Annotated in this window: 20 protein-coding genes; 6 read left to right on the top strand and 14 right to left on the bottom strand. The window is 61.9% G+C overall.

Features of this window, described 5'->3' with window-relative positions; genetic code table 11:
- Positions 1-338: 338 nt before the first annotated feature.
- Both WNZ15_RS09295 and WNZ15_RS09290 read right to left on the bottom strand, forming a co-directional pair.
- Positions 339-1,694, bottom strand: a complete 1,356-nt coding sequence (locus WNZ15_RS09295; protein ID WP_342892689.1) for an ATP-binding protein — start codon at positions 1,692-1,694, stop codon at positions 339-341.
- The gene (locus WNZ15_RS09290) at positions 1,672-2,355 is read right to left on the bottom strand and encodes a response regulator transcription factor (protein ID WP_342892688.1); all 684 of its coding nucleotides are present in this window, start codon (positions 2,353-2,355) and stop codon (positions 1,672-1,674) included. Before WNZ15_RS09290 ends, WNZ15_RS09295 begins: the two co-directional genes overlap by 23 nt.
- A gap of 205 nt (positions 2,356-2,560) precedes the next feature.
- Here WNZ15_RS09290 and WNZ15_RS09285 point away from each other — a divergent pair, with 205 nt between their 5' ends.
- From WNZ15_RS09285 to WNZ15_RS09275, 3 genes are all read left to right on the top strand, one after another.
- Entirely contained in the window at positions 2,561-3,202 is a 642-nt protein-coding gene (locus WNZ15_RS09285; protein WP_342892687.1) for a PEBP family protein, read from the top strand.
- A gap of 111 nt (positions 3,203-3,313) precedes the next feature.
- The gene (locus WNZ15_RS09280) at positions 3,314-4,288 is read left to right on the top strand and encodes a YHYH protein (RefSeq protein WP_342892686.1); all 975 of its coding nucleotides are present in this window, start codon (positions 3,314-3,316) and stop codon (positions 4,286-4,288) included.
- A 17-nt stretch (positions 4,289-4,305) separates the two neighbouring features.
- Complete coding sequence (locus WNZ15_RS09275) at positions 4,306-4,848, top strand: YbhB/YbcL family Raf kinase inhibitor-like protein (protein WP_342892685.1); 543 nt, start codon at positions 4,306-4,308, stop codon at positions 4,846-4,848.
- Positions 4,849-5,276: 428 nt separating this feature from the next.
- On the opposite strand, the gene WNZ15_RS09270 is transcribed toward WNZ15_RS09275, so the two are convergent.
- The 11 genes from WNZ15_RS09270 to WNZ15_RS09220 all read right to left on the bottom strand — a co-directional run bounded on the left by WNZ15_RS09270 (position 5,277) and on the right by WNZ15_RS09220 (position 15,707).
- On the bottom strand, positions 5,277-6,554 hold the full coding sequence (locus WNZ15_RS09270; protein WP_342892684.1) for an NAD(P)/FAD-dependent oxidoreductase: 1,278 nt from the start codon (positions 6,552-6,554) through the stop codon (positions 5,277-5,279).
- Between the two features lie 49 nt (positions 6,555-6,603).
- On the bottom strand, positions 6,604-7,536 hold the full coding sequence (locus tag WNZ15_RS09265) for a c-type cytochrome (RefSeq protein WP_342892683.1): 933 nt from the start codon (positions 7,534-7,536) through the stop codon (positions 6,604-6,606).
- Between the two features lie 35 nt (positions 7,537-7,571).
- Positions 7,572-8,690, bottom strand: a complete 1,119-nt coding sequence (locus WNZ15_RS09260; RefSeq protein ID WP_342892682.1) for a c-type cytochrome — start codon at positions 8,688-8,690, stop codon at positions 7,572-7,574.
- Positions 8,674-9,960 (bottom strand): sulfite dehydrogenase, encoded by a 1,287-nt coding sequence (gene soxC / locus WNZ15_RS09255; protein ID WP_342892681.1) that lies wholly within the window; start codon positions 9,958-9,960, stop codon positions 8,674-8,676. The genes WNZ15_RS09260 and soxC overlap by 17 nt, the downstream gene beginning before the upstream one ends.
- A 45-nt stretch (positions 9,961-10,005) precedes the next feature.
- A complete protein-coding gene (gene soxB, locus WNZ15_RS09250) occupies positions 10,006-11,700 on the bottom strand; it encodes a thiosulfohydrolase SoxB (protein WP_342892680.1) in 1,695 nt (564 codons plus the stop codon).
- Positions 11,701-11,942: 242 nt separating this feature from the next.
- Positions 11,943-12,743 (bottom strand): sulfur oxidation c-type cytochrome SoxA, encoded by an 801-nt coding sequence (soxA, locus tag WNZ15_RS09245; protein ID WP_342893192.1) that lies wholly within the window; start codon positions 12,741-12,743, stop codon positions 11,943-11,945.
- 100 nt (positions 12,744-12,843) lie between these two features.
- A complete protein-coding gene (gene soxZ, locus WNZ15_RS09240; RefSeq protein ID WP_342892679.1) occupies positions 12,844-13,170 on the bottom strand; it encodes a thiosulfate oxidation carrier complex protein SoxZ in 327 nt (108 codons plus the stop codon).
- Positions 13,171-13,200: 30 nt separating this feature from the next.
- Positions 13,201-13,650: a thiosulfate oxidation carrier protein SoxY gene (gene soxY / locus WNZ15_RS09235; RefSeq protein ID WP_342892678.1), complete on the bottom strand. Its 450-nt coding sequence runs from the start codon at positions 13,648-13,650 to the stop codon at positions 13,201-13,203.
- Between the two features lie 23 nt (positions 13,651-13,673).
- Positions 13,674-14,153 carry a sulfur oxidation c-type cytochrome SoxX gene (gene soxX / locus WNZ15_RS09230; protein ID WP_342892677.1) on the bottom strand — a complete coding sequence of 160 codons (480 nt, stop codon included), beginning with the start codon at positions 14,151-14,153 and terminating at the stop codon, positions 13,674-13,676.
- 178 nt (positions 14,154-14,331) lie between these two features.
- Positions 14,332-14,850: a thioredoxin family protein gene (locus tag WNZ15_RS09225; RefSeq protein ID WP_342893191.1), complete on the bottom strand. Its 519-nt coding sequence runs from the start codon at positions 14,848-14,850 to the stop codon at positions 14,332-14,334.
- 122 nt (positions 14,851-14,972) lie between these two features.
- On the bottom strand, positions 14,973-15,707 hold the full coding sequence (locus tag WNZ15_RS09220; protein WP_342892676.1) for a cytochrome c biogenesis protein CcdA: 735 nt from the start codon (positions 15,705-15,707) through the stop codon (positions 14,973-14,975).
- Between the two features lie 91 nt (positions 15,708-15,798).
- Between WNZ15_RS09220 and WNZ15_RS09215 the strand changes: the two genes are divergently transcribed.
- From WNZ15_RS09215 to WNZ15_RS09205, 3 genes are all read left to right on the top strand, one after another.
- The gene (locus WNZ15_RS09215) at positions 15,799-16,173 is read left to right on the top strand and encodes a transcriptional regulator (RefSeq protein WP_342892675.1); all 375 of its coding nucleotides are present in this window, start codon (positions 15,799-15,801) and stop codon (positions 16,171-16,173) included.
- A gap of 93 nt (positions 16,174-16,266) precedes the next feature.
- The gene (locus tag WNZ15_RS09210) at positions 16,267-16,617 is read left to right on the top strand and encodes a metalloregulator ArsR/SmtB family transcription factor (RefSeq protein WP_342892674.1); all 351 of its coding nucleotides are present in this window, start codon (positions 16,267-16,269) and stop codon (positions 16,615-16,617) included.
- A 163-nt stretch (positions 16,618-16,780) separates the two neighbouring features.
- A complete protein-coding gene (locus WNZ15_RS09205; RefSeq protein WP_342892673.1) occupies positions 16,781-17,887 on the top strand; it encodes a YeeE/YedE family protein in 1,107 nt (368 codons plus the stop codon).
- 47 nt (positions 17,888-17,934) lie between these two features.
- On the opposite strand, the gene WNZ15_RS09200 is transcribed toward WNZ15_RS09205, so the two are convergent.
- On the bottom strand, positions 17,935-18,873 hold the full coding sequence (locus WNZ15_RS09200; protein WP_342892672.1) for an MBL fold metallo-hydrolase: 939 nt from the start codon (positions 18,871-18,873) through the stop codon (positions 17,935-17,937).
- Positions 18,874-18,925 lie beyond the last annotated feature (52 nt).

The raw sequence follows: 18,925 nt of genomic DNA, 5'->3' as shown, positions 1-18,925 counted from the left end.
TCGTCCTCCATGCAGACCGGCGACCTGAAACCGGAGATCGGAAACGTGGTGCTTTTCAGCAGCTGTTGAGGCAGAGAAGCAGTCTTTTGCTGCGTTTTTCACTGACGTGCGTAAAGGGTGGGAAGCGTGAATTCGCTGCGTCATGCTCCAATGGTAGCAATGCGCAGGGAGGGAGCTTTGCAAAGCCAAGGCCTCCGGGAGGGATGGCAGTGCAAGGCCCTCCCATACTTTCATAAAAACCCGGTTCCCAGACAGGGCAATGTCTCCGGCTCGCTCAAATTCGGGTTGTAGAGTGATGACAGTTCTTTCGTGCCGCCAGGCAAGTGTCACGCGACTGGCTACGGCATTTCAATCTTCACGTAGAGCCCTGCATTCACCGGCAACTGAGGGTTTTTCGAGAACAACAACTTCGCGTCATGGAGATTTGCGATCGTCTTTACCAAGGAGAGACCCAGCCCCACACCTTCGGTGGTTCGGCTGCGTTCGAGGCGATAGAGTGGTTGGGTGACGTGCTCGAATTCTTCGGCAGGGATGCCTTGTCCCGCGTCGGCTACGCCGATTGAGCGGCCGAGGGCCAAAAGCCAGATCTGCGTCCCCTGGGGAGTGTGGCGGATCGCGTTTTCCAAAAGGTTGGCCACCGCCTGAGACAGCAGAACACGATCCCCGGGCACGATTTCCGGGTTGGAGTTGTCAAGCTCCAAGGTCCGGCCCGAGGCTTCAATCACATAGCGGTAGGTTTCGAAGATCTCGACCGCCAACTGCCCCAGATCCACTGACGAGAAAGAGGCACGTGCCGTTCTGGCTTCGAGCTTGGCAATGCGGAGGAACGCATCAAAGATCGCGTTGATCTGTTCGGTCTGCGCAATGGCCGCCTCGATGGCCGTCGTGCTGTCGCTGTCTTCTTCGCTTGCCATCAAGGCGCGATCCAACCGGATGCGCAGTCGCGACAGGGGCGTTTTGAGATCATGGGCAATATTGCCGGCAAAATCACGGGACTGTCGGATCAGCGTGTCGAGCTGATCCAGGGTCGTGTCCAATTGGCGCGACAGATCGCCTAGGTCGTCATGCCGAGCGGGACCACCAACGCGTGCGGACAAATCTCCGGCCCCAAAGTCGGTCAGGCCCCTGGAAATGGCATTGATCCGGCGTTGCGTCCGCGCGCCCAGATAGAGGCCCAGGCATAGAGCTGAAAGTGCAGCGCCAAGCCCCACAAGTCCCATGGTTTTCAGCATGATCTGCAGGAAGTCATCCTGACGGTGCAGTTCGGTGGCAACGATCAGCTGGCCACCCTTTGCCGGACCGGCCAGATAGATCCAATCCTCAAGGCCTTCGGGATCAGAACCTTCTGCCGACGAGGCCCTGTCGCTTGGCCAGAACCACAAATTGAGATCCAGAGAATTGTGAATTCCGGGCCGGATATCACTGGGACCGGGGCGAAATTCAATACGTTCGTTCTTGGCATCAGGATAGCGGGCCAGATCAAAGCCGAGGCGGTCAATGTCGGCGCGCACCTCTGCAAACCGACTTTGAAGATCATCTTCGATCCGCCTTTGCGTCTCGCGCTCGAAGGCGGAAATCGCAATCCCGCCCGCGACCAAGACGATCAGTACAAAGGCCAAGGTCATGATGACGGCCTGGCGCAGTGCCGACATGCGCAAGACGGAGATCAGGTCAAATTTTCGGTTCAAAAACATAGCCCGCTCCGCGCCTTGTCCTGATCACCGCATCGCCAAAGGGCTTCTCGATCTTGGCGCGCAGGCGACTGACATGGGTTTCCACAACACTGCTGGTGGGATCGAAGTTCATGTCCCACACCTTTTCCAGCAGCATTGCGCGTGTCAGCACCCGTCCGTTCGAACGCATGAAGGTATCCAGCAGGCGAAACTCCTTTGGATTCAGATCGATCAGCTTGCCTTGCCTGAGGCAGCGCTGCTTGAGAAGATCAAGCTGGATATCACCTGCGACGAGGGTGGTACCTTCAGTGTTGTCCAACTCGGCATGACGTCGCCCCAATGCGGCAACACGGGCATCAAGCTCCGAAAAGGCAAAGGGTTTCGGCAGATAGTCGTCGGCGCCTGCATGCAGTCCTTCGACCCTGTCATCCACATCGCCCAGGGCCGTCAACAAAAGAACCGGCACGCTGTTTTGTGCCGCGCGGATGGCACGTAGTACGGACAGTCCGTCGAGCCCCGGGGTCATGCGATCAAGGATCAACAGGTCATAGGCGGTACTCATCGCCGCGACCAGCGCCTCGCGCCCGTCTTGCAACCAGTCGATTACATGGCCGCAACGGTTCAGCCCGTCGCGCACCCACTCGCCGATCTCAAGATCATCTTCCAGCAACAGGATTTTCAATTGCAGCCTCAACTCTCAGAGGCGACGGGTCCGACACCGGACACATTCAGCCGTTTTGCGCCTCATTCTTAGTCGCGAATGTCCACGAGGACAAAGCGCAATTACCTTACAACTTTGTAAGTTTCGCTTCCTGCCACCGCAAAGCCGCGTGTCTATACTGGATGGCAGACGCGGCCTCGCGCCTCGAAAATCAAGGAAACTGATCATGCGCCTCAAACTCGCAATGCTGACTTCCTGCGTGGCCCTCGCCAGCGCGGCCCAAGCTGAAACCTTTTCTGCCGACGTCTGGGTGGACAACTGGTTTTCCATGAGCGTCGACGGGCAACAGGTTGCGGAAGACAGCGTGCCAATTACAACCGAACGGTCCTTCAACGCGGAGAGCTTTATCTTCGAGGCCGAGCGGCCCTTCGTGGTCGGCCTGAGAATGAAGGACTTCAAGCAAAACGATACAGGCCTTGAATATATCGGCGCCCCTCGTCAGCAGATGGGCGATGGCGGGGCGATCGTGCAGATTCACGATGCTGATGGGGCGCTCGTCGCGGTGTCGGATTCTGGCTGGCAATGCCTTGTCGTTCACAAGGCCCCCCTGGACACCGCCTGCGCCGACGAAGCCGATCCGGTGGCGGGCGAAGGCGTCTGCGGCTTTGAGATCACCGAAGAGCCGGAGGGCTGGGACACCGCTGAATTCGACGCGTCGGACTGGACCACGGCCACAGAGCACAGCGCCCGTGAAGTCGGACCGAAAGACGGATACGACGAGGTTGACTGGGACCCGTCCGCCAAGCTGATCTGGGGGGACGACCTGAAGACGGACAACACCGTCCTGTGCCGCCTGACGGCCGAATAACCCGCCTGTACCGCTGAACGCTCCATTCCTTCTTCAGCGGATCATGTGCCGCCGAAGACCTTTCCGAAAGAACCTCCGATGACACAGTTTTCTGCCGCCAAAGGCCTTGGCATGCTTTCCATTCTGTTTGGCTCAGCCGCAAGTTTCGCCGCGCCGGCGCAGGCTCATGAAGATCACAGCCACCGCGTGCAGGACCAGTGCGATGCGGTCAAAGCCTCGGTCGCAGAAGCCGGTTTTTCCGACAGCGTTACCGTCACCTGCGAAGACGGCAAGGCGATCATCTCTTCCGACACCTATCCCGACCACGATCTGATGACCGGCATCGTCGGCACGAACGAACAGGTGCCGGTGCCCGCCAAACAGTATGATGCTCCAATCCCGTTGGAGCCCGTGCTGGGAGACACGCCGCAAACCCGTGACGCTGCACTTGGCGTGGCGGTCAATGGCGTGCCGATTTTCGACTACACTGGCGGTGGCGAGATGACACAGGAAGATCTCCACCATTACCAAACACGGCACGACACCTATCAGACCCAGCAACTCGACATCTGCGGCGGTCATGCGGGGCGCGGAGACGACTATCATTACCACATGAAACCCGTCTGCATGATTGCCCGGATGGAGAACGCCGGCGACGACGCGATCATCGGCTGGGCCTTCGACGGCTTCCCGATTTACGGGGACAACAATCCCGACGGCACGCCGATTGTCGAAGGCATGCTGGACGTCTGCAATGGTCAGCCGGACCAGGCGTATGGCTATCGCTATCACACCTCTGAAGAGGCCCCCTATATCGTGCAGTGCCTGATGGGAGAGGTCGAAGATCTGCGAGAACTGCCCCGAACCGCGCCGCTGACCAACGCCGCCACGGGTCGTGGGTCCGCCCCCGGGCGGCCTCCTCGGGGCGGCGTCGAGAACCTGATCTTCACCCAGGAAGAAGACGGCAGCCGCAGTATGGATTACAGCTATGAGGGGAAAGACTATTACATCCGTTACCGCCCCTCAGACACCGAGAACTGCTATAATTTCGAGACCAAAACCGTCACCAATGGCGGCGACATCCAAACCGGCGAGTTCTGCCGATGAGGTCGCCGCTCCGGTTCGTGGCGATCACGTCGCTTCTTGCGATGCTTAACGGCATCGCGGGGGCTGCCGCCGCAGAGGCTCTCTTCAATCTGACAAGCCCAGCCCTGGAGGATGGGAACCGTCTTCCTGCCGACCTGAAATGCGTGCGAGATGGAGGCGATGGTGTCTCCCCGCCGCTTGCCTGGGCAGGTGCTCCCGAGGGCACCAAAAGCTTTGCCCTGATCATGCATCATTATCCACGCGGCACGATCGAGGGGCGCGATGCCCCCAGCCAATACTGGTTGCTCTGGAACATCCCCGCCGACACGCGAGCGATCCCCAGGGGCAATCCCGGTTCGATTGGGGATGAAGGGTCCGACAAGGATGGAAACTTCACGGGTTACACGCCACCGTGTTCTCCAGGGGCAGCCTCGCATGAATACACCATCACGCTTTTTGCGTTGGCGGCAGCTCCGGAAACCTTGCCTCATCGCGACAGCAGCGCAGTTGATTGGGCAAAAATGACCGCCGCCCTGAAAGGCAGGGTGATCGCTCAGAGCAGCCTGACGTTTCGGAATTAGACGCGTGTGCAATAGGTGTGACAAGGACTGATTGAACTAGAGCCCGCTGCGGTGCGGGCCGGACCTTGCTGCTGGGTAGGGCGGCTTTTCCGATTGTGAGTCCTCGACACAATGACGGCTTTGGACAGCGGGCCTTCGTAGGGCATGGCCCGAATGTCCGGAGGCCGGAAAGGGTCATCGACCTGTTCAAAGTGAATGTCCGCTTCGGTGAACACAGGAGCTGCAATCCTCCAGTCCGCTTTCGGCCCGTTCGGATCATTCCTGGACGCGGAAACAAGCGCCTTGTCTCAGCCTGAGTTTCGAGGTCAATTCACCTCAGCATATGTTTCGCACGAACGCGCAGCAAACGTTCGGCGCCCGATGTTCTGCCTTTGCACGCTTCCCCCCACGGCCGGGCACCTACCCGGCCGCAGACCCCTTCACTTCCCTCAACTCCCGAAAATATCCGCCGTGATGCCGTTGTACCAGCCGACGGATTCCTCGTAGGTGGCCTGGCGGAGCGCGGCGTCTTCGCCGGTCTGGCTGATGAAGGACGAGGTCGAGGCGATCTTTTCGTCGCTCGGGGCGTATTGGGCACCGACCTTGACGCCGTCGTTGGTCTCGATCAGGCTCCAGCAGGTGTTGGAGTATTTGGCCGGGAACACTTTCGAGCCCGTCAGGTCGCCGCGCACCGCCATCGCCGCGACCTTGGCCTGGCTGTTGGCCGAAAAGCCGGACTTGGGCATGTCGCCGGCGATCGAGGCGTCGCCGATGACGAAGATGTTGTCATCCGCGCTTGAGCGCATCGAGGCCGGATCGATCGGGCAGAAGCCGCTGTCGTTGGTCAGGCCGGTGCTGGCGGCAATCATGCCGGCCTTCTGCGCCGGGATGACGTTGACCAGATCGCCGGTGAACGTGTCGAAGTCGGTCTCGACCGCGCCGGTGTCCGCATTGACGCTGGTGATGCCGCCATGCACGTCCGGGCCGTACCATTCGATCATGCCGGGATAGTGCTTGTCCCAGCCTTCGGTGAACAGCGCCTGCTTGGAGAATTTCGGCTTCGGATCGATGATGATGATCTTGGTGTCGTTGAAGCCTTTCTGTTTGAGGAAATGGGCCATCATGGAGACACGCTCATAGGGGCCGGGGGGGCAGCGATAGGGGTTCGGCGGGGCGACCATGATGATCTGCTGGCCGTTCTCGACGGCATCGAGCTTCGCCTTCAGGAGCTGTGTCTGCGGTCCGGCCTTCCAGGCATGGGGCATGACTTCGGCTGCTGCCTCCGAATAGCCTTCGACGCTGTCGTAGATCAGGTCGATGCCCGGCGCCACGATCAGCCGGTCGAAGGGCACCTTCGAGCCGTCGGCCATCACGACTTCCTTGGCGTCCCGGTCGACGGCCGCGGCCATGCCGTTGACAACGGTGATGCCGTAGTTGCCGGCAAGCCGGTCATAGCCGTGGGTGATGGAATTGAAATCGCGGTAGCCGCCGAGATACAGGTTGGAGAAGAAACAGGTCGTGTATTGCGGGTTGGCCTCGATCAGGGTGACGTCGAGATCCTCGCCGGCGTCCTTGGCCATGTAGCGGGCGGCTGTCGCGCCGCCGGCGCCACCGCCGATGACGACCGCGCGCGGTTTGCCCTGGGCGCGGGCGTAATAGGGCATCGCCAGGGTCGAGGCTCCGGCCCCGACCATCAGACCGAAGGCGCGGCGTGAGATATTTGGCATTGTCTTCCTCCCAGATGTGCAGCGCGGCGGGAGGCTCCCCGGAGTGTTGTTATTGTGGATCAAGAGAGCCGAAATAGGCCGCAAGCGCTGCGATTTCCTCGTTGCCGAGATTGGTGGTCATGTTCTGCATGACCTGATGGCTGCGTATGTTTGACTTGTATTCGAACAGGGCCCGGATGAACGGCTCCCTGGGCCAGCCGACGATCGACGGAATGCCGTCGGCCCGGCCGGAGACCTGGTGACAGGTGACGCATTCGCTGGCGAGATATTCGCCGAACTCCGGATCGCCGTCCAAATGCATTGCCGCCGCGCCCAGTTCGGGCCGGGAGGCCTCTGCCTCGCTCTGGTCCGCCGCCGGAGCTTCCCGGGACAGGGCCTTCAGATAGGCAATCACGTCGGAACGGTCGCCCTCGCTGGCCATGCCGCGATAGGACATGCGCGTTCCGGGCACATAGGCACGCGGCTTTTCCAGATATTGATCAAGGGTGAAATCGTTCCAGACGAGCCCGTCCTGGCCGAGCTTCTTCATGGCGCCGGAATACTTGAAGCCGTCCAGCACCCCCGCCTGGCGGCCGAACAATCCGTCCAGATGCGGGCCGACCCCGCTGCGGGCTTCCGCGCCGACCTGGTGGCAGGATTTGCAGGCCCTGAAGACCTGCTCGCCTTTGACCGGGTTGCCTTCTTCGGCGGTGGCCTGGAACGGCAAAAGGACGGGGATGGCCAGTGCCAGCAGGGAACGGGCGTGTGTGAGAGCCCTTGTTGCGATCGTGAGGCCCCGAGAGACGATCTGGCCTTTCCGCCGGCGCCCCTCTCCGCCCTCGAGGGGGGAGAGGAGGGAGACTGGGGCATGGCGGGAAGTCCGGGGTTGAACGGCGGTCGCCGTCAAACCGGACAGCACCGGGCCATGCCATGGCAAGGCGGCGACGGCCCTGCTCCCGGCAAAGAGCGCTTTCAGGGGTTCGTTTCGTTTCGCTCCGTCCATTGAGGGCCCTCCCAAACCCGTCAGGTCACGTCAGATCAGTCGACGCCTCCAAGCCCCGAGGCGTCATCGTCGTCGACGGAACCGGGGGTCACGTCGAGGATCCTTGCGCGCATGGTGATGCTGACGGGCTCCGCCTTGCAGTCGCTCATGCAGGGATCGCCCTTGCGCGCATATTGTTCCTCCTGAGCCCGGTCGTCGGCAATGAAATTGTCCTCGTTCGGCAGGCGGATTTCAACGAAGTTCTCGTTTGAAAGCTCGAAATCCTCGTCTTCGACGATGTCGTTGAGATAGAGAAGATAGGCGGTGATGGCGTAGACGTCATCATCGGAGAGCGAGCGCGCATTGCCGTAGGGCATGGCCCTTCGGACATAGTCGTAGACGGTCGACAGATACGGCCAGTAGGAGCCGATGGTCTTTTCCGGGCGCTCGTCTGTCAGGGTGTCGTGACCGCCCGCCAGCACCGGCCAGCGGCCGACGCCTTCGCCGAAGTCGCCGTGGCAGACCGCGCAATTGTCGGTATAGAGCGGTTCGCCGTCCGCGACCGTGCCTGAGCCGATAGGCAGCCCCTGACCGTCGGGGCGAATGTCGATGTCCCAGGCGGCGACCTCGTCTCCGGTGGCCTTGCGGCCGAGGCCGAACACGCCGCCGTCACGGGTCGCGGAGACCGGCGCTTTGGCCGGCGTTGCCGCAGGGGCTGCCGCCACCGCAGTGGGCTGGCTGGCTTCATCGGTTTCCGGTTCGGCAGCGCTTTCCTGCGTGGTGTGCGCGGCGCTGGAGAAGGTCGCCAGATAGGCGATGATGTTGTCCAGGTCGGCTTCCTTGCGCAGACCGGCAAAGGCCATCTTGGTGCCCTTGATCATGGCCTTCGGCTTTTCAAGGTAGGTGGTCATGGTGGCCTCGTCCCAGACCAGGCCTTCCTCGCCGGCCTTGATCATGGCCTTGGAATACTTGTAGCCTTCGAGTGCGCCGGCGGTCCGGCCGAACACGTCGTTGAGCTGGGGGCCGACCTTGTTCTTCGCATTGTCGCCGACCGCATGGCAGGCGGCGCATTTCTTGAAGACCTTCTTGCCCTTGGCGGCATCGCCCGCGACAGCAAGGCCGGGCAGGGCGGCAAGAGCGGTTGCGAGACAGATTGATTTAAGAAACTTCGACATTTTCCACCGTCCCGTCTGCTTTGACATGCCAGGTCTGGATGCCGTTGTTGTGGTAGATCGAGTTCTCGCCGCGGACGGCGCGCAATTCGGTCTTGGTCGGCTGGTAGAAGCCGCTCTCGTCCATGGCCCGGGACTGGATCAGAAGGTCCGAGCCGTCCCAGTCGATGTCGAGATAGAAGCGATGCATCGCCTTCGGCAGGCTGGGGCCGTCGATGCGGGCGGTCTTCCAGTTGCGGCCGCCGTCGATGGACACATCCACCCGGGTGATGCGGCCGTTGCCGGACCAGGCGACGCCGGAAATGACCAGCGGACCCTTGCCATGGGGGACAGGGGCTTGCGGGCTCGGGTTGGTGACCACCGACTTGGCATCCATCACCCATGTGAAGCGGCGGGCCTTGCCGGTCTCCAGAAGGTCGGTGTACTTGGAGGTTTCCTCGCGCTGGTGCCACGGCTCGTCGCCGACTTCGAGGCGGCGCAGCCACTTGACCCACATGTTGCCTTCCCAGCCGGGAACGACCAGGCGCAGCGGGTAGCCCTGTTCCGGGCGCAAAGCCTCGCCGTTCATCTTGAAGGCGACCAGGCAATCGTCGAGCGCCTTGTCCATCGGGATTGACCGGGTCATGGCGGAGGCATCGGCGCCTTCGGGCATCACCCATTTGGCGTTGGTCTTGATGCCGGCCTCTTCCAGGATCAGTTTCAGCGGCACGCCGGTATACATCACGCAATGGACCATGCCGTGGGTGAACTGGCAGCCGTTGAGCTGGGAGCCGCGCCATTCCATGCCCGAATTGGCGGCGCATTCCAGGAAATAGATCCTGTTCTCGCGCGGGAACCGTTTCAGGTCCTCCATGGTGAACACCAGCGGCGTGTCGACAAGGCCGTTGATCATCAGCCGGTGGTCCGCCGGGTCGATCTCCGCGACGCCGCCATGGTGACGCTCGAAGCACACGCCGTTGGGCGTGATGATGCCGTCGAGTTCATGAAGCGGCGTGAAGTTGATCGAGCTTTCCGTGGACGCCGTCAGCCATTCGACGTCGCGGCGCACCACATGGGCCTCGAATTCCGACGGCACGCCATAGGGCCGCGCCTGGACGCCTTCGCCGAGATACCGGTTCCAGTCCTGGATCTCGGTAATCAGGGGATCTCCCGCCGCGCGGGCGGCAACCGTGGAGCCGGCGACCGCGCCGGCACCGGCGCCGGCCGCAAGACCTGCTTTCAGCAGGGAACGGCGGGAAAGACTTGAGGGTGGGGAAACCTTGGTATCACTCATGATCGTGTCCTTGGGGGTGTCCTCAGGATTTGCTTGGAACTGCGGTCAGCCGGCCAGTTTGACGGACTGGTTGTCCGGCAGGCTGACGACGGGATTCTTGAGAATGTGGGCTTCGACGACCTCGTCGATGGGCGGGCCCACGGTGTCCTCGTTCACGGAGGCCCAGCCGGCAACGACATAGTCTTTCGCCGGATCGATGGCTTCGCCCGTGGCAAGAAGGGTCATGGCGGAAATACGTTCGCCGATCGCCTTGTTCGGGTCGATCGTGTAGCCCATGCCGCCGACGCGGACCATGTCGCCGCCCTGCTGGTAATAGGGATCCTTGTTGAACAGGTTGTCGCCGACATCCTCCAGGATGTCCTTCAGCGTCTGGCCGGTCATGGTCGAGCGATAGGCCGCCGGGTAGGTCATGGCGCAGGCGTTGTGGACGTCCTCGAAGGTGATGTCCTGGCCCGGTATCAATGTCGTGCCCCAGCGAAAACCCGGGGACAGCGCGATCTGCGCGTCGCGTTCGGACAGGAGCGCCTGGCAGATCAGGTCATCGAAGGTGCCGTTGAAATTGCCGCGCCGGTAGAGCAGGCTTTCTGTCTTGCCCAGCACCCGGGAAAGCTGGTCCTCGAAGGGCGCCCGGACCTCGTCGATCAGCGCCGACATGTCCGCATCCGGGGTGATGATGTCGGAAAAGATCGGGATGAGGCGATAGGCATAGCCGGCCAGCTTGCCGTCCTTTATGTCCAGGTCCAGCCGGGAGACGAACTTGCCGTTGGAGCCGGAGGCGATCACCAGCGTGTCGTTGACGATCACCGGTTCGGGCAGGGCGTCGTGGGTGTGGCCCGTGAGGATCACGTCGATGCCGTCGACCCGCGAGGCCAGCTTGCGGTCGACGTCGAAGCCGTTGTGGGACAGCAGCACCACCAGCTCCGCGCCTTCGTCCCGGGCCTCGGCGACGTGTTTGGCGATGTCTTCCTCGCGGATGCCGAAGGACCAGCCGGGGATCATCCAGCGCGGGTTGGCGATCGGGGTATAGGGAAACGCCTGACCGATCACGGCGACCTTGGCGCCGCCGCGTTCGAACATCTTCCAGGCCTCGAAGGCCGGTTCGTCCCATTCGTTGTCGTAGATGTTGGACCCCAGGAAGGAAAACGGCAGGCTCTCGATGAGTTCTTCAACCCGGTCGGTGCCGTAGGTGAATTCCCAGTGGCCGGTCATGGCGTCCGGCTCCAGGGCGTTCATCACCGTGACCATATCCTGGCCGAGCGTCTCGTTGGACGTGTAGCTGCCCTGCCAGGTGTCGCCGCCGTCCAGAAGCAGAACATTGTCGGCACCGCGCTCGGCGCGGATCCGCTTTATGACGGTGGCGACCCGGTCCATGCCGCCCATCTTGCCGTAGGTCCGGGCGAGCGCGACGTAGTCCTCGGAGGTCAGCGCATAGGCATCCGGCGAGCCCGGCTCGATATTGTAGAGCTTGAGGAAATCGGCCCCGGTCACATGGGGCGGCTTGCCGGCGACGTCGCCGATGCCGAGATTGATGGACGGCTCGCGGAAATGGATCGGCTTGAGCTGTGCGTGAATGTCGGTGATATGGACAAGCGTGAGCCGGCCGGCCGGCTCCATGGTCAGCAACTGGTCCTCGGTGAGCGCCTGCTGCGCCATCAGCCGCGACCAGGATCCCGCCATGCCGGAGCCGAGCAGCGCGCTCGTCGCCGTCGCCGCCATCAGGAACTCACGTCTCGAGAACATACCCATTCACTCCATCTGCTGGCCGGATCTGTTGGCCGGCAGGCCGGTCAGGCCTGCTGAAATTGCGCATTGTTTTCCCGTTGGCGCACGATCTCTCATGCGCCTTCAAGATCCCGAAGGCGGGATGATGACTGGTCTTTCCGCCCGATGCCCGTGATCTGAAATTCCTGATCCGGACCCCTGAACTGGCGGCAAGGGAGCCGGCGCGGCAGTTGTGTCCGCGCCGGAAAGGACGGGTGCGCCTACTGGCGAACCGCCGGGGTTTCGACGTCAAGGCCCGTTCCACGCCAGGTCACATAGACCTCCAGGGCCATCAGCTCGTCCGAGAAGGCCGCCGGAAACTCTGCCCTTGTGTCGCGGATACAGCCGCGGAAACGGTTGTGCAGGGAGACCATCGCCGATTGTTTCAGGCGGTAGGTCGGGAACCCGTTGACATTGCCCTGGCTGAGGTGATCGGCGCGGATGTAGTTGCCGTTGTAGTCCTCGTGACAGGTGGCGCAGGCCAGGTTCAACTGTCCCGTGCGGGTGTAGTAGACTTCCTTGCCCTGATCCCACCAGGCCTTCATGTCGCCCTGGGTCAGATCGACTTCCACCGGCATGCCGATCGACTGATGCTTGATATAGGTGGTGAGCGCCTTCTGGTCGGCCGCGTCGAACTTGTAGGGTTTGGCCTCCATGTTGGCTTCGCGGCACTGGTTGATCTGCAACTCGATGTTGAACGGCTTGCCGGCGTCGGCGTTCCATTTGGGGTAGGTCGCGCCCAGCCCTTTCAGGAATTCCGCACCGTCCTCGTGGCAGGAGGCACAGGACTTGCCGGCGGCTCCGTCCACGGTGTTCCAGATTTCCTCGCCGCGCTCCACATAGAGCATGCCGGGGTTCTGAAAGCTGTCCGCCTCGAGATCGCGGGTTTCTTCCGTGCGATAGTGCCAGCCGGAAATGATCTCATCCAGCGGATGATCTTCCGGAGCCGCGACGCGCGTCCTGATTTCCATTTCCCCGTCGATGACGAGCTTGTCTTCGGATGGCCCCCCGGCCAGCGCCATGCCCGTTCCGAGCGCGAGCGCCGTGAACAGGGTGGCTATGCTTTTGTATGTCTTGGCCAAATCGTCTCCTCCCGATTTGCGCGGATGGTTGTCCCGCGCCCTATTCAACAGCGATCTTCTTCTCCGTCTCGTAGACGCTGCCGTCGTCGTCCACCCAGGTGAACTTGAACGTGCCCGGTTCATTCACCTTCGCGTTGAACTCCATGTAGGGGTTGGCGGAAACCGCCGGGTCCATGTCGCAGCTGAAGACAACCTGTCCGTTGAATTCGCAGGTGAACTTGTTGATGATCTGGCGCGGGATGAGTTCACCCGACTTGTCCTTGCGCTGACCTGATTCCATCGGATGGCTGATCAGGGTCTTGATCGTGATGACTTCGCCTTGAGATGCCTTCTTGGGCACTTTCACGCGTGGTTTGGGGGATGCCATGGTGTGTCCTTCGTGTCCTGATCCGTTCGATTAGCCGCCGCAGCCGCCAATGGTGACCTTGACTTCCTTGCGGTCGATGAAGGTCGAGCCATCGTTCATCCGGGCGACAGCGATGACGTCCTGGGTCTTGGCCAGCCGGATCCGGGTCTTGGCTTCCGCTGCACCGCTCATCGCGGTGAAGTGAAAGGTGGCAACGGCCGGGCTGGGGTTGCCGTCCGCCAGGATGAGAACGGATTCGACATAGCTGTCGGCCGTCATCGGGCTGTCGACAGAAACGCCGACGGGAACCGTGTTGCCGTTTTCCGCGATTTCAGGCGTGTCCAGGGACACGGTGCCTTCTGTCGGGGCCGCCCCGCCGGTGAAGGCCTTGATGGCTGCATCCGTCTTGTCCGTCATGGCGAACGAAAGCGTGGGATTGAATGCCAGTACGGTCGCGGCGCCTGCCGTCAGACCGAAAACTTGGCGTCTGGTAAAGGTCATCTCTTGCTCCTTGAAACCCGAGATCAGTTTTCTTTGAGTGTCAGCAGGTAGGCGACAACGTCTTCCACCTGCTGCGCGTTCAAAATGGTCTTGCCCTGGTGATCCCCGGCAACGTTGATGCCCACTTTCATGGTGTAGAAACCGGGCATGATGGATTGTTCGCCGAACACGTCCTTGCTGTTCACGACGATGGCGCGCAGCTGTGCCTCGCTCCAGCGGTCGGCGACGCCGTCCAGAACCGGACCGACTTCGCCGTGGAACAGCTGGTCGTTCAGATCGGCGTTGGCATGGCAGGCAAGGCAGTTGCCCTGCTTGCGGTCAGCAAAGGCTTCCCGCCCGGCAACCGCGTCACCCGGGGCTCCCGTCAGCGATTGGCCGAGTTCCATGTCCACGATCGGGACACTGTCGGGTGCCACCGTTCCGGCGGATGCCACGGATGCGGTCATGAGAGCGATGCCGGCCAGTGCCGCCGGCAAGGCTTTGAATGTCGCGACCTTCGTCATTGTGTCGGCTTTCCTCCTCAAAGCGAAACGTCCGGTTCCGGCCCGGTTCCGTTTCTGCGGCAGGTCCGATTCCCGAGCCTGCCTGTCCTCCTCATATTAAAAGATATGATTTTTTGCATATGTTATGCAATAGGTCTTTTTACTAGCATGCTCCGGATTGCCGGGTCCAGACCCGCAGCTACTCGGATCCGAGCCGGCCTTCTTCCCGTAACTCATTGATAATACGGGCATGATACTTCTGAAAATGCTCGTCGCTGTCGTAGCCCTTGTCATGAACCCAGCGGAACATGTTGAGGAAAGTCCACTTGCCGAAGGCGCCCGGCATGGTCGCGACGGCGGCGTCCGAGACGGTTCCGTCCGCCGGCACGTCCTCGGGAAGAAACACGATGGTGGGGGTGAAGACATAGCCCCATTTGCGCGCGGCGGTCTTTTCCGTCAGCTCCTCGCCGTCCAGGTCGATCACCTCCTCGTCGCCGAACATGTTGTACTGGACGACCATGAAATTCTCTTTGATGTAGTCGCTCACTTCCGGGTCGGAGAGCAGCTTTTCATGCATCTGCCGGCAGTAGATGCAGCCGCGCTGTTCGAAAATGATGGCAAGGCGCTTGCCTTCGTCCGAGGCGGTCTCGATGTCCTCGGCGATGTCGCGGAAGGTCACGGTGAACCAGGGCTGCTTGTGCAGGCCGTCTTCACCCATGGTGGCGGCAAAGGCCGTGGCGGCAAGGACCGTCGTGCCGACCGCGACCGAGATCTCGAGTGCCAGGATCAGATATTTCCAGATACGCATGTCACAATCCTCCCAATAGAACTCTTTTGATGTCAGCCGACCTGCGTGAAAACCGGGAAGGTTTCGAGCAACCAGAAGGCGATGGCGGACATCTGGCCGGTGATGAACAGCAGGCCGGTGAGGACCAGGAAGCCACCCATGATCTTTTCAACCGTACCCATGTGTTTTCGGAACCGGCCGGCGAATTTCAGGAACCGGCTTGCGAACGCAGCGGCCAGCACGAAAGGCAGGCCGATGCCCAGGCCGTAGACAGCCAGAAGGCCGGCGCCCTGCCAGGCGGAGCCGGAAGAGCCCGCGACAAACAGGATGGCGGCAAGGACCGGACCGACGCAGGGCGTCCAGCCGAAGGCGAAGGCCAGTCCCATGAGGAAGGCACCTGCAAGGCCTGCCGGCTTGCTCTCCACATGGACACGGGCCTCGCGCAGGAGCAGGCCGAGGCGGAGCACGCCGAGGAAGTGCAGGCCCATGAGGATGATGATGGCGCCCGCGATATAGGACAGGACGTCGTAGTAGCGGGCGATCTGCTGGCCGATGACACTGGCTGTCGCGCCGAGGGCCACGAACACCACGGTGAAGCCGAAGACAAAGGCGATTGCGGCGAAAATGACGCGCCGGCCGGTCTCCGCCGTGGCGGCATCGCCCTTCAGTTCGTCGACGCTGACACCAGCGAGATAGCACAGATAGGGCGGCACGATCGGCAGCACACAGGGCGAGACGAAAGAAAGCAGCCCGGCCAGAAACGCCCCGCCGAGAGAAACATCCAGCATTCATCACCTCCCTGTGAGTCTCGAGCTTGGATGCTTTAAAATATTCAAAAAATACTATATATTGCAATCAGAGAAATTCGGAGATGGCAAAATGGCCTTCACAAATCGCTTGCCGGCACTTGCCGGCGCCCTGATTGCAGGGTGTCTGGTTGCGCTGCCCGCGGCGGCTGCGGAGCTGATCATGCTGGAGCAGCCGGGCTGCGTCTGGTGCAAGCGCTGGAACGAGGACATCGGTGTTGCCTACCCGAAGACCGAAGAGGGCAAGACGGCGCCGTTGCGGCGGGTCGACATAACCGGCGCCTGGCCGGAAGATCTGTCCGGGATTGCGCGCGAGCGGCTCACGCCGACTTTCATACTTGTGGCGGACGGGGTTGAATACGGCCGGTTGCGGGGGTATCCCGGCGCGCATTTCTTCTGGCCCCTGCTGTCGGACATGCTTGAAAAGCTTCCCGAAAAGATCAACTGATCTTGTTGATCCGGGCAAGAACTTCGGGCATGTATCAGGGATGTTCCGTATTGTGCGGTGCGGCGCAGCGGGCGGATGGAGTTTAAGGCGTTCATGGACTTACCGGTCTTCGACAAAGACATGAATAAGAAGGACCTCGACCGGCTTCTGGCGCAGGCGCGCAAAGCCAGCGATCTTCTGAAGGCCCTGTCGCATGAAGTCCGGCTCGTCATCCTGTGCTTGCTGTCGGAAGGGGAAAAATCCGTTTCCGAGATCGAGGACATCCTGACCATGCCGCAGGCCGCCGTCTCGCAGCAGCTCGCGCGGCTGCGCCTGGAAGGCCTGGTCCAGTCGCGCCGCGACGGCCGCATGATCTACTACAAGCTCATGGACGACGAGGTGAATTCGATCATCACCAGCCTGTACGAGCTTTTCTGCAAGGATGTCCGGCCGAAAGCCGAGTGACACGGTGTCCTGTCACGCGGCCGGGTGCGCTGCAGCATCGACGGCGATTGCCGCTGATTTCGCCGCCTGTTAGGCTCTTTCACACAAGCCGTGTCAACGCGGCGGCCGGGAAACGTGGCCTTGAACCTTTGTTCAGGTCACCACCGTGGGAGGGAAAACGGGCATGATCGTTTCGGATCCGGTGCTGCTGGCGCCGCTCCTGGGGGTGCTGGCGGGATGCGTTCTGGGGTTTGCCGCCCGTGCGACCCACTTCTGCACGCTGTCTGCGCTCGAGCGCTACTGGTATGCGGGGGACGGCAGCAGTCTCAGGACTTGGGTCCTGGCCTCGGTTTCCGCTCTGATCGGCACCCAGGTACTGGCCGCCTTCGGGCTGGCCGACATAGGTGCGTCTTTCTATCTGTCCCCCGAATTTGCCTGGACCGGAGCCATTCTCGGCGGGTTCATGTTCGGGATTGGCATGGCGCTGGTCGGCACTTGCGGCTTTGGGGCCGTGTTGCGCCTGGGCGGCGGCAGTCTGCGGGCGCTGGTGGTGCTGACCGTCATCGGCCTGTCCGCCCTTGCCGCGCAGCGCGGCATTGTCGGGGTCCTGCGTGTTCCGCTTGTCGACGACCTGGCCGTGTCCCTGGCGGGCAGCGGCAGCCAGTCAATGGGCGACATCCTGTCCGCCTGGACCGGCCTCGATCTGCGCACTGCCTTGGCGGTCACAATCGCGCTGGCCGGGCTTTTCTGGATCTTCAAGTCGGCCGCCTACCGCAGGCAGGGCAGCAGCATTCTGGCTGCCGTGATTATCGGAAGCGTCATCACCTTCGGCTGGTGGGCGACCACCTTTGTTGCCGCGCGTTCCTTCCAGGAGGTGCAGATCGAAGCCGGATCGTTCGTGGTGCCGGTCGGGGACACCATCCTGCAACTGATCACCTATACGGGCACCTGGCCCGACTATGGCGTCGGCCTGATCGTCGGCACCCTGTTTGGCGCCGTCGCCGCAGCCCTGTGGAAGCGGGACATTCGCTGGGAGGCGTGTGACGACGCCCGTGAACTCGGCCGGCACATACTGGGCGGCACGTTCATGGGGGTCGGCGGCGTCTTCGCGATGGGGTGCACCGTCGGCCAGGGCATCACCGGGTTCTCGACACTCGCCATTTCCGCGCCGGTCGTGATGGTGTCCATGGCGCTAGGCGCCAGGGTCGGTCTTGCCTGGCTGCTGGAAGGATCGGTTCGCGGCGTGTTCCGCCGCAGCCATGACGGAGCCCGTCAGGCCGCCGCGGAATAGTCTCCTTCGTGTACAGGACCCGTTCACCGGATTGATTCACCGGAGTTTCATCCGGCGGTAAACCTGTAGGCGCCGCCGGCTTTTTCCACGCGGCCACTGCCGGGGTGGGGGAAATGAAACCCGATCACCCGCATGCGGTCCTGGGCCAGACGGTCCAGAAGCCGCCTGCGGGTCTTTATGCCCATGTCGCGGTCCTGATCCGATCCGGATGCCCAGCCCGGTTTTTCGAACGAGATGACCGAATTGGTGATCGCGTCGCCGATGACCATGACGCTTTCCGAGCCGCCGTGGATGACATAGGACATGTGGCCGGGCGTATGGCCGGCGGTGTCGACGGCCTCCACGCCCGGCAAGACTTCCTGTCCGGGGCGGATCATGGAAACCTGATCCTCGATCGCCTCGAAGCGTGACTGGGCGCCGACCACGAAGCTCTTGCGTTCCTCCGGCGTCGCGGCCAGCGTGCCGTCGGCACGCCAGTAGTCCCATTCGCCCTGGGGTACCCAGATGCTGGCCTCCGGATAGAACGGATCGTCAAAATCGTCGAGGATGCCCCAAAGGTGATCCGGATGGGCGTGGGTCAGGACAACGTCGGTGATTTCCGAGGGATCGATTCCGGTGTCTTCCAGCTTGGCCGGCAGTTCGCCCGCACTCGGCTGAAAGTTTGCCCCTGCGCCGACGTCGAACAGCACCACACGGTCTCCTGTCCTGAGCAGGGTGACGTTGCAGTCCGGGGTCAGCATGTTGGTCGCCATGCCGTGCGGTTTCAGCAGGGCGGCGATGTCTTCCTCGCTCTGTTCAGGCAGGACGAAATTCATCGGCAGGGACAGGTGGCCGTCCGAGAACACCGTGATGTCGTGATCGCCGAGTGTCAGCTGCGCCTCGGCGGACGCCGTGCGCGCCGCACCGGCCAGTCCGGCCGCCGCCACGGTCAGTCCTCCTGCGAGAACGGAGCGCCTGGAAAGGTCTTTGCGCGATGATCCGGACATGTCTTCCTCCACATATTCAAACTTTTGAATTTATCTATGTTTCCTTGAGAGA

It is taken from the genome of Roseibium sp. AS2, assembly GCF_038900065.1.
Lineage (GTDB): Bacteria > Pseudomonadota > Alphaproteobacteria > Rhizobiales > Stappiaceae > Roseibium.
The sequence above is the reverse complement of the archived record's forward strand: the minus strand, read 5'-3'. Positions and strand labels throughout refer to the sequence as shown.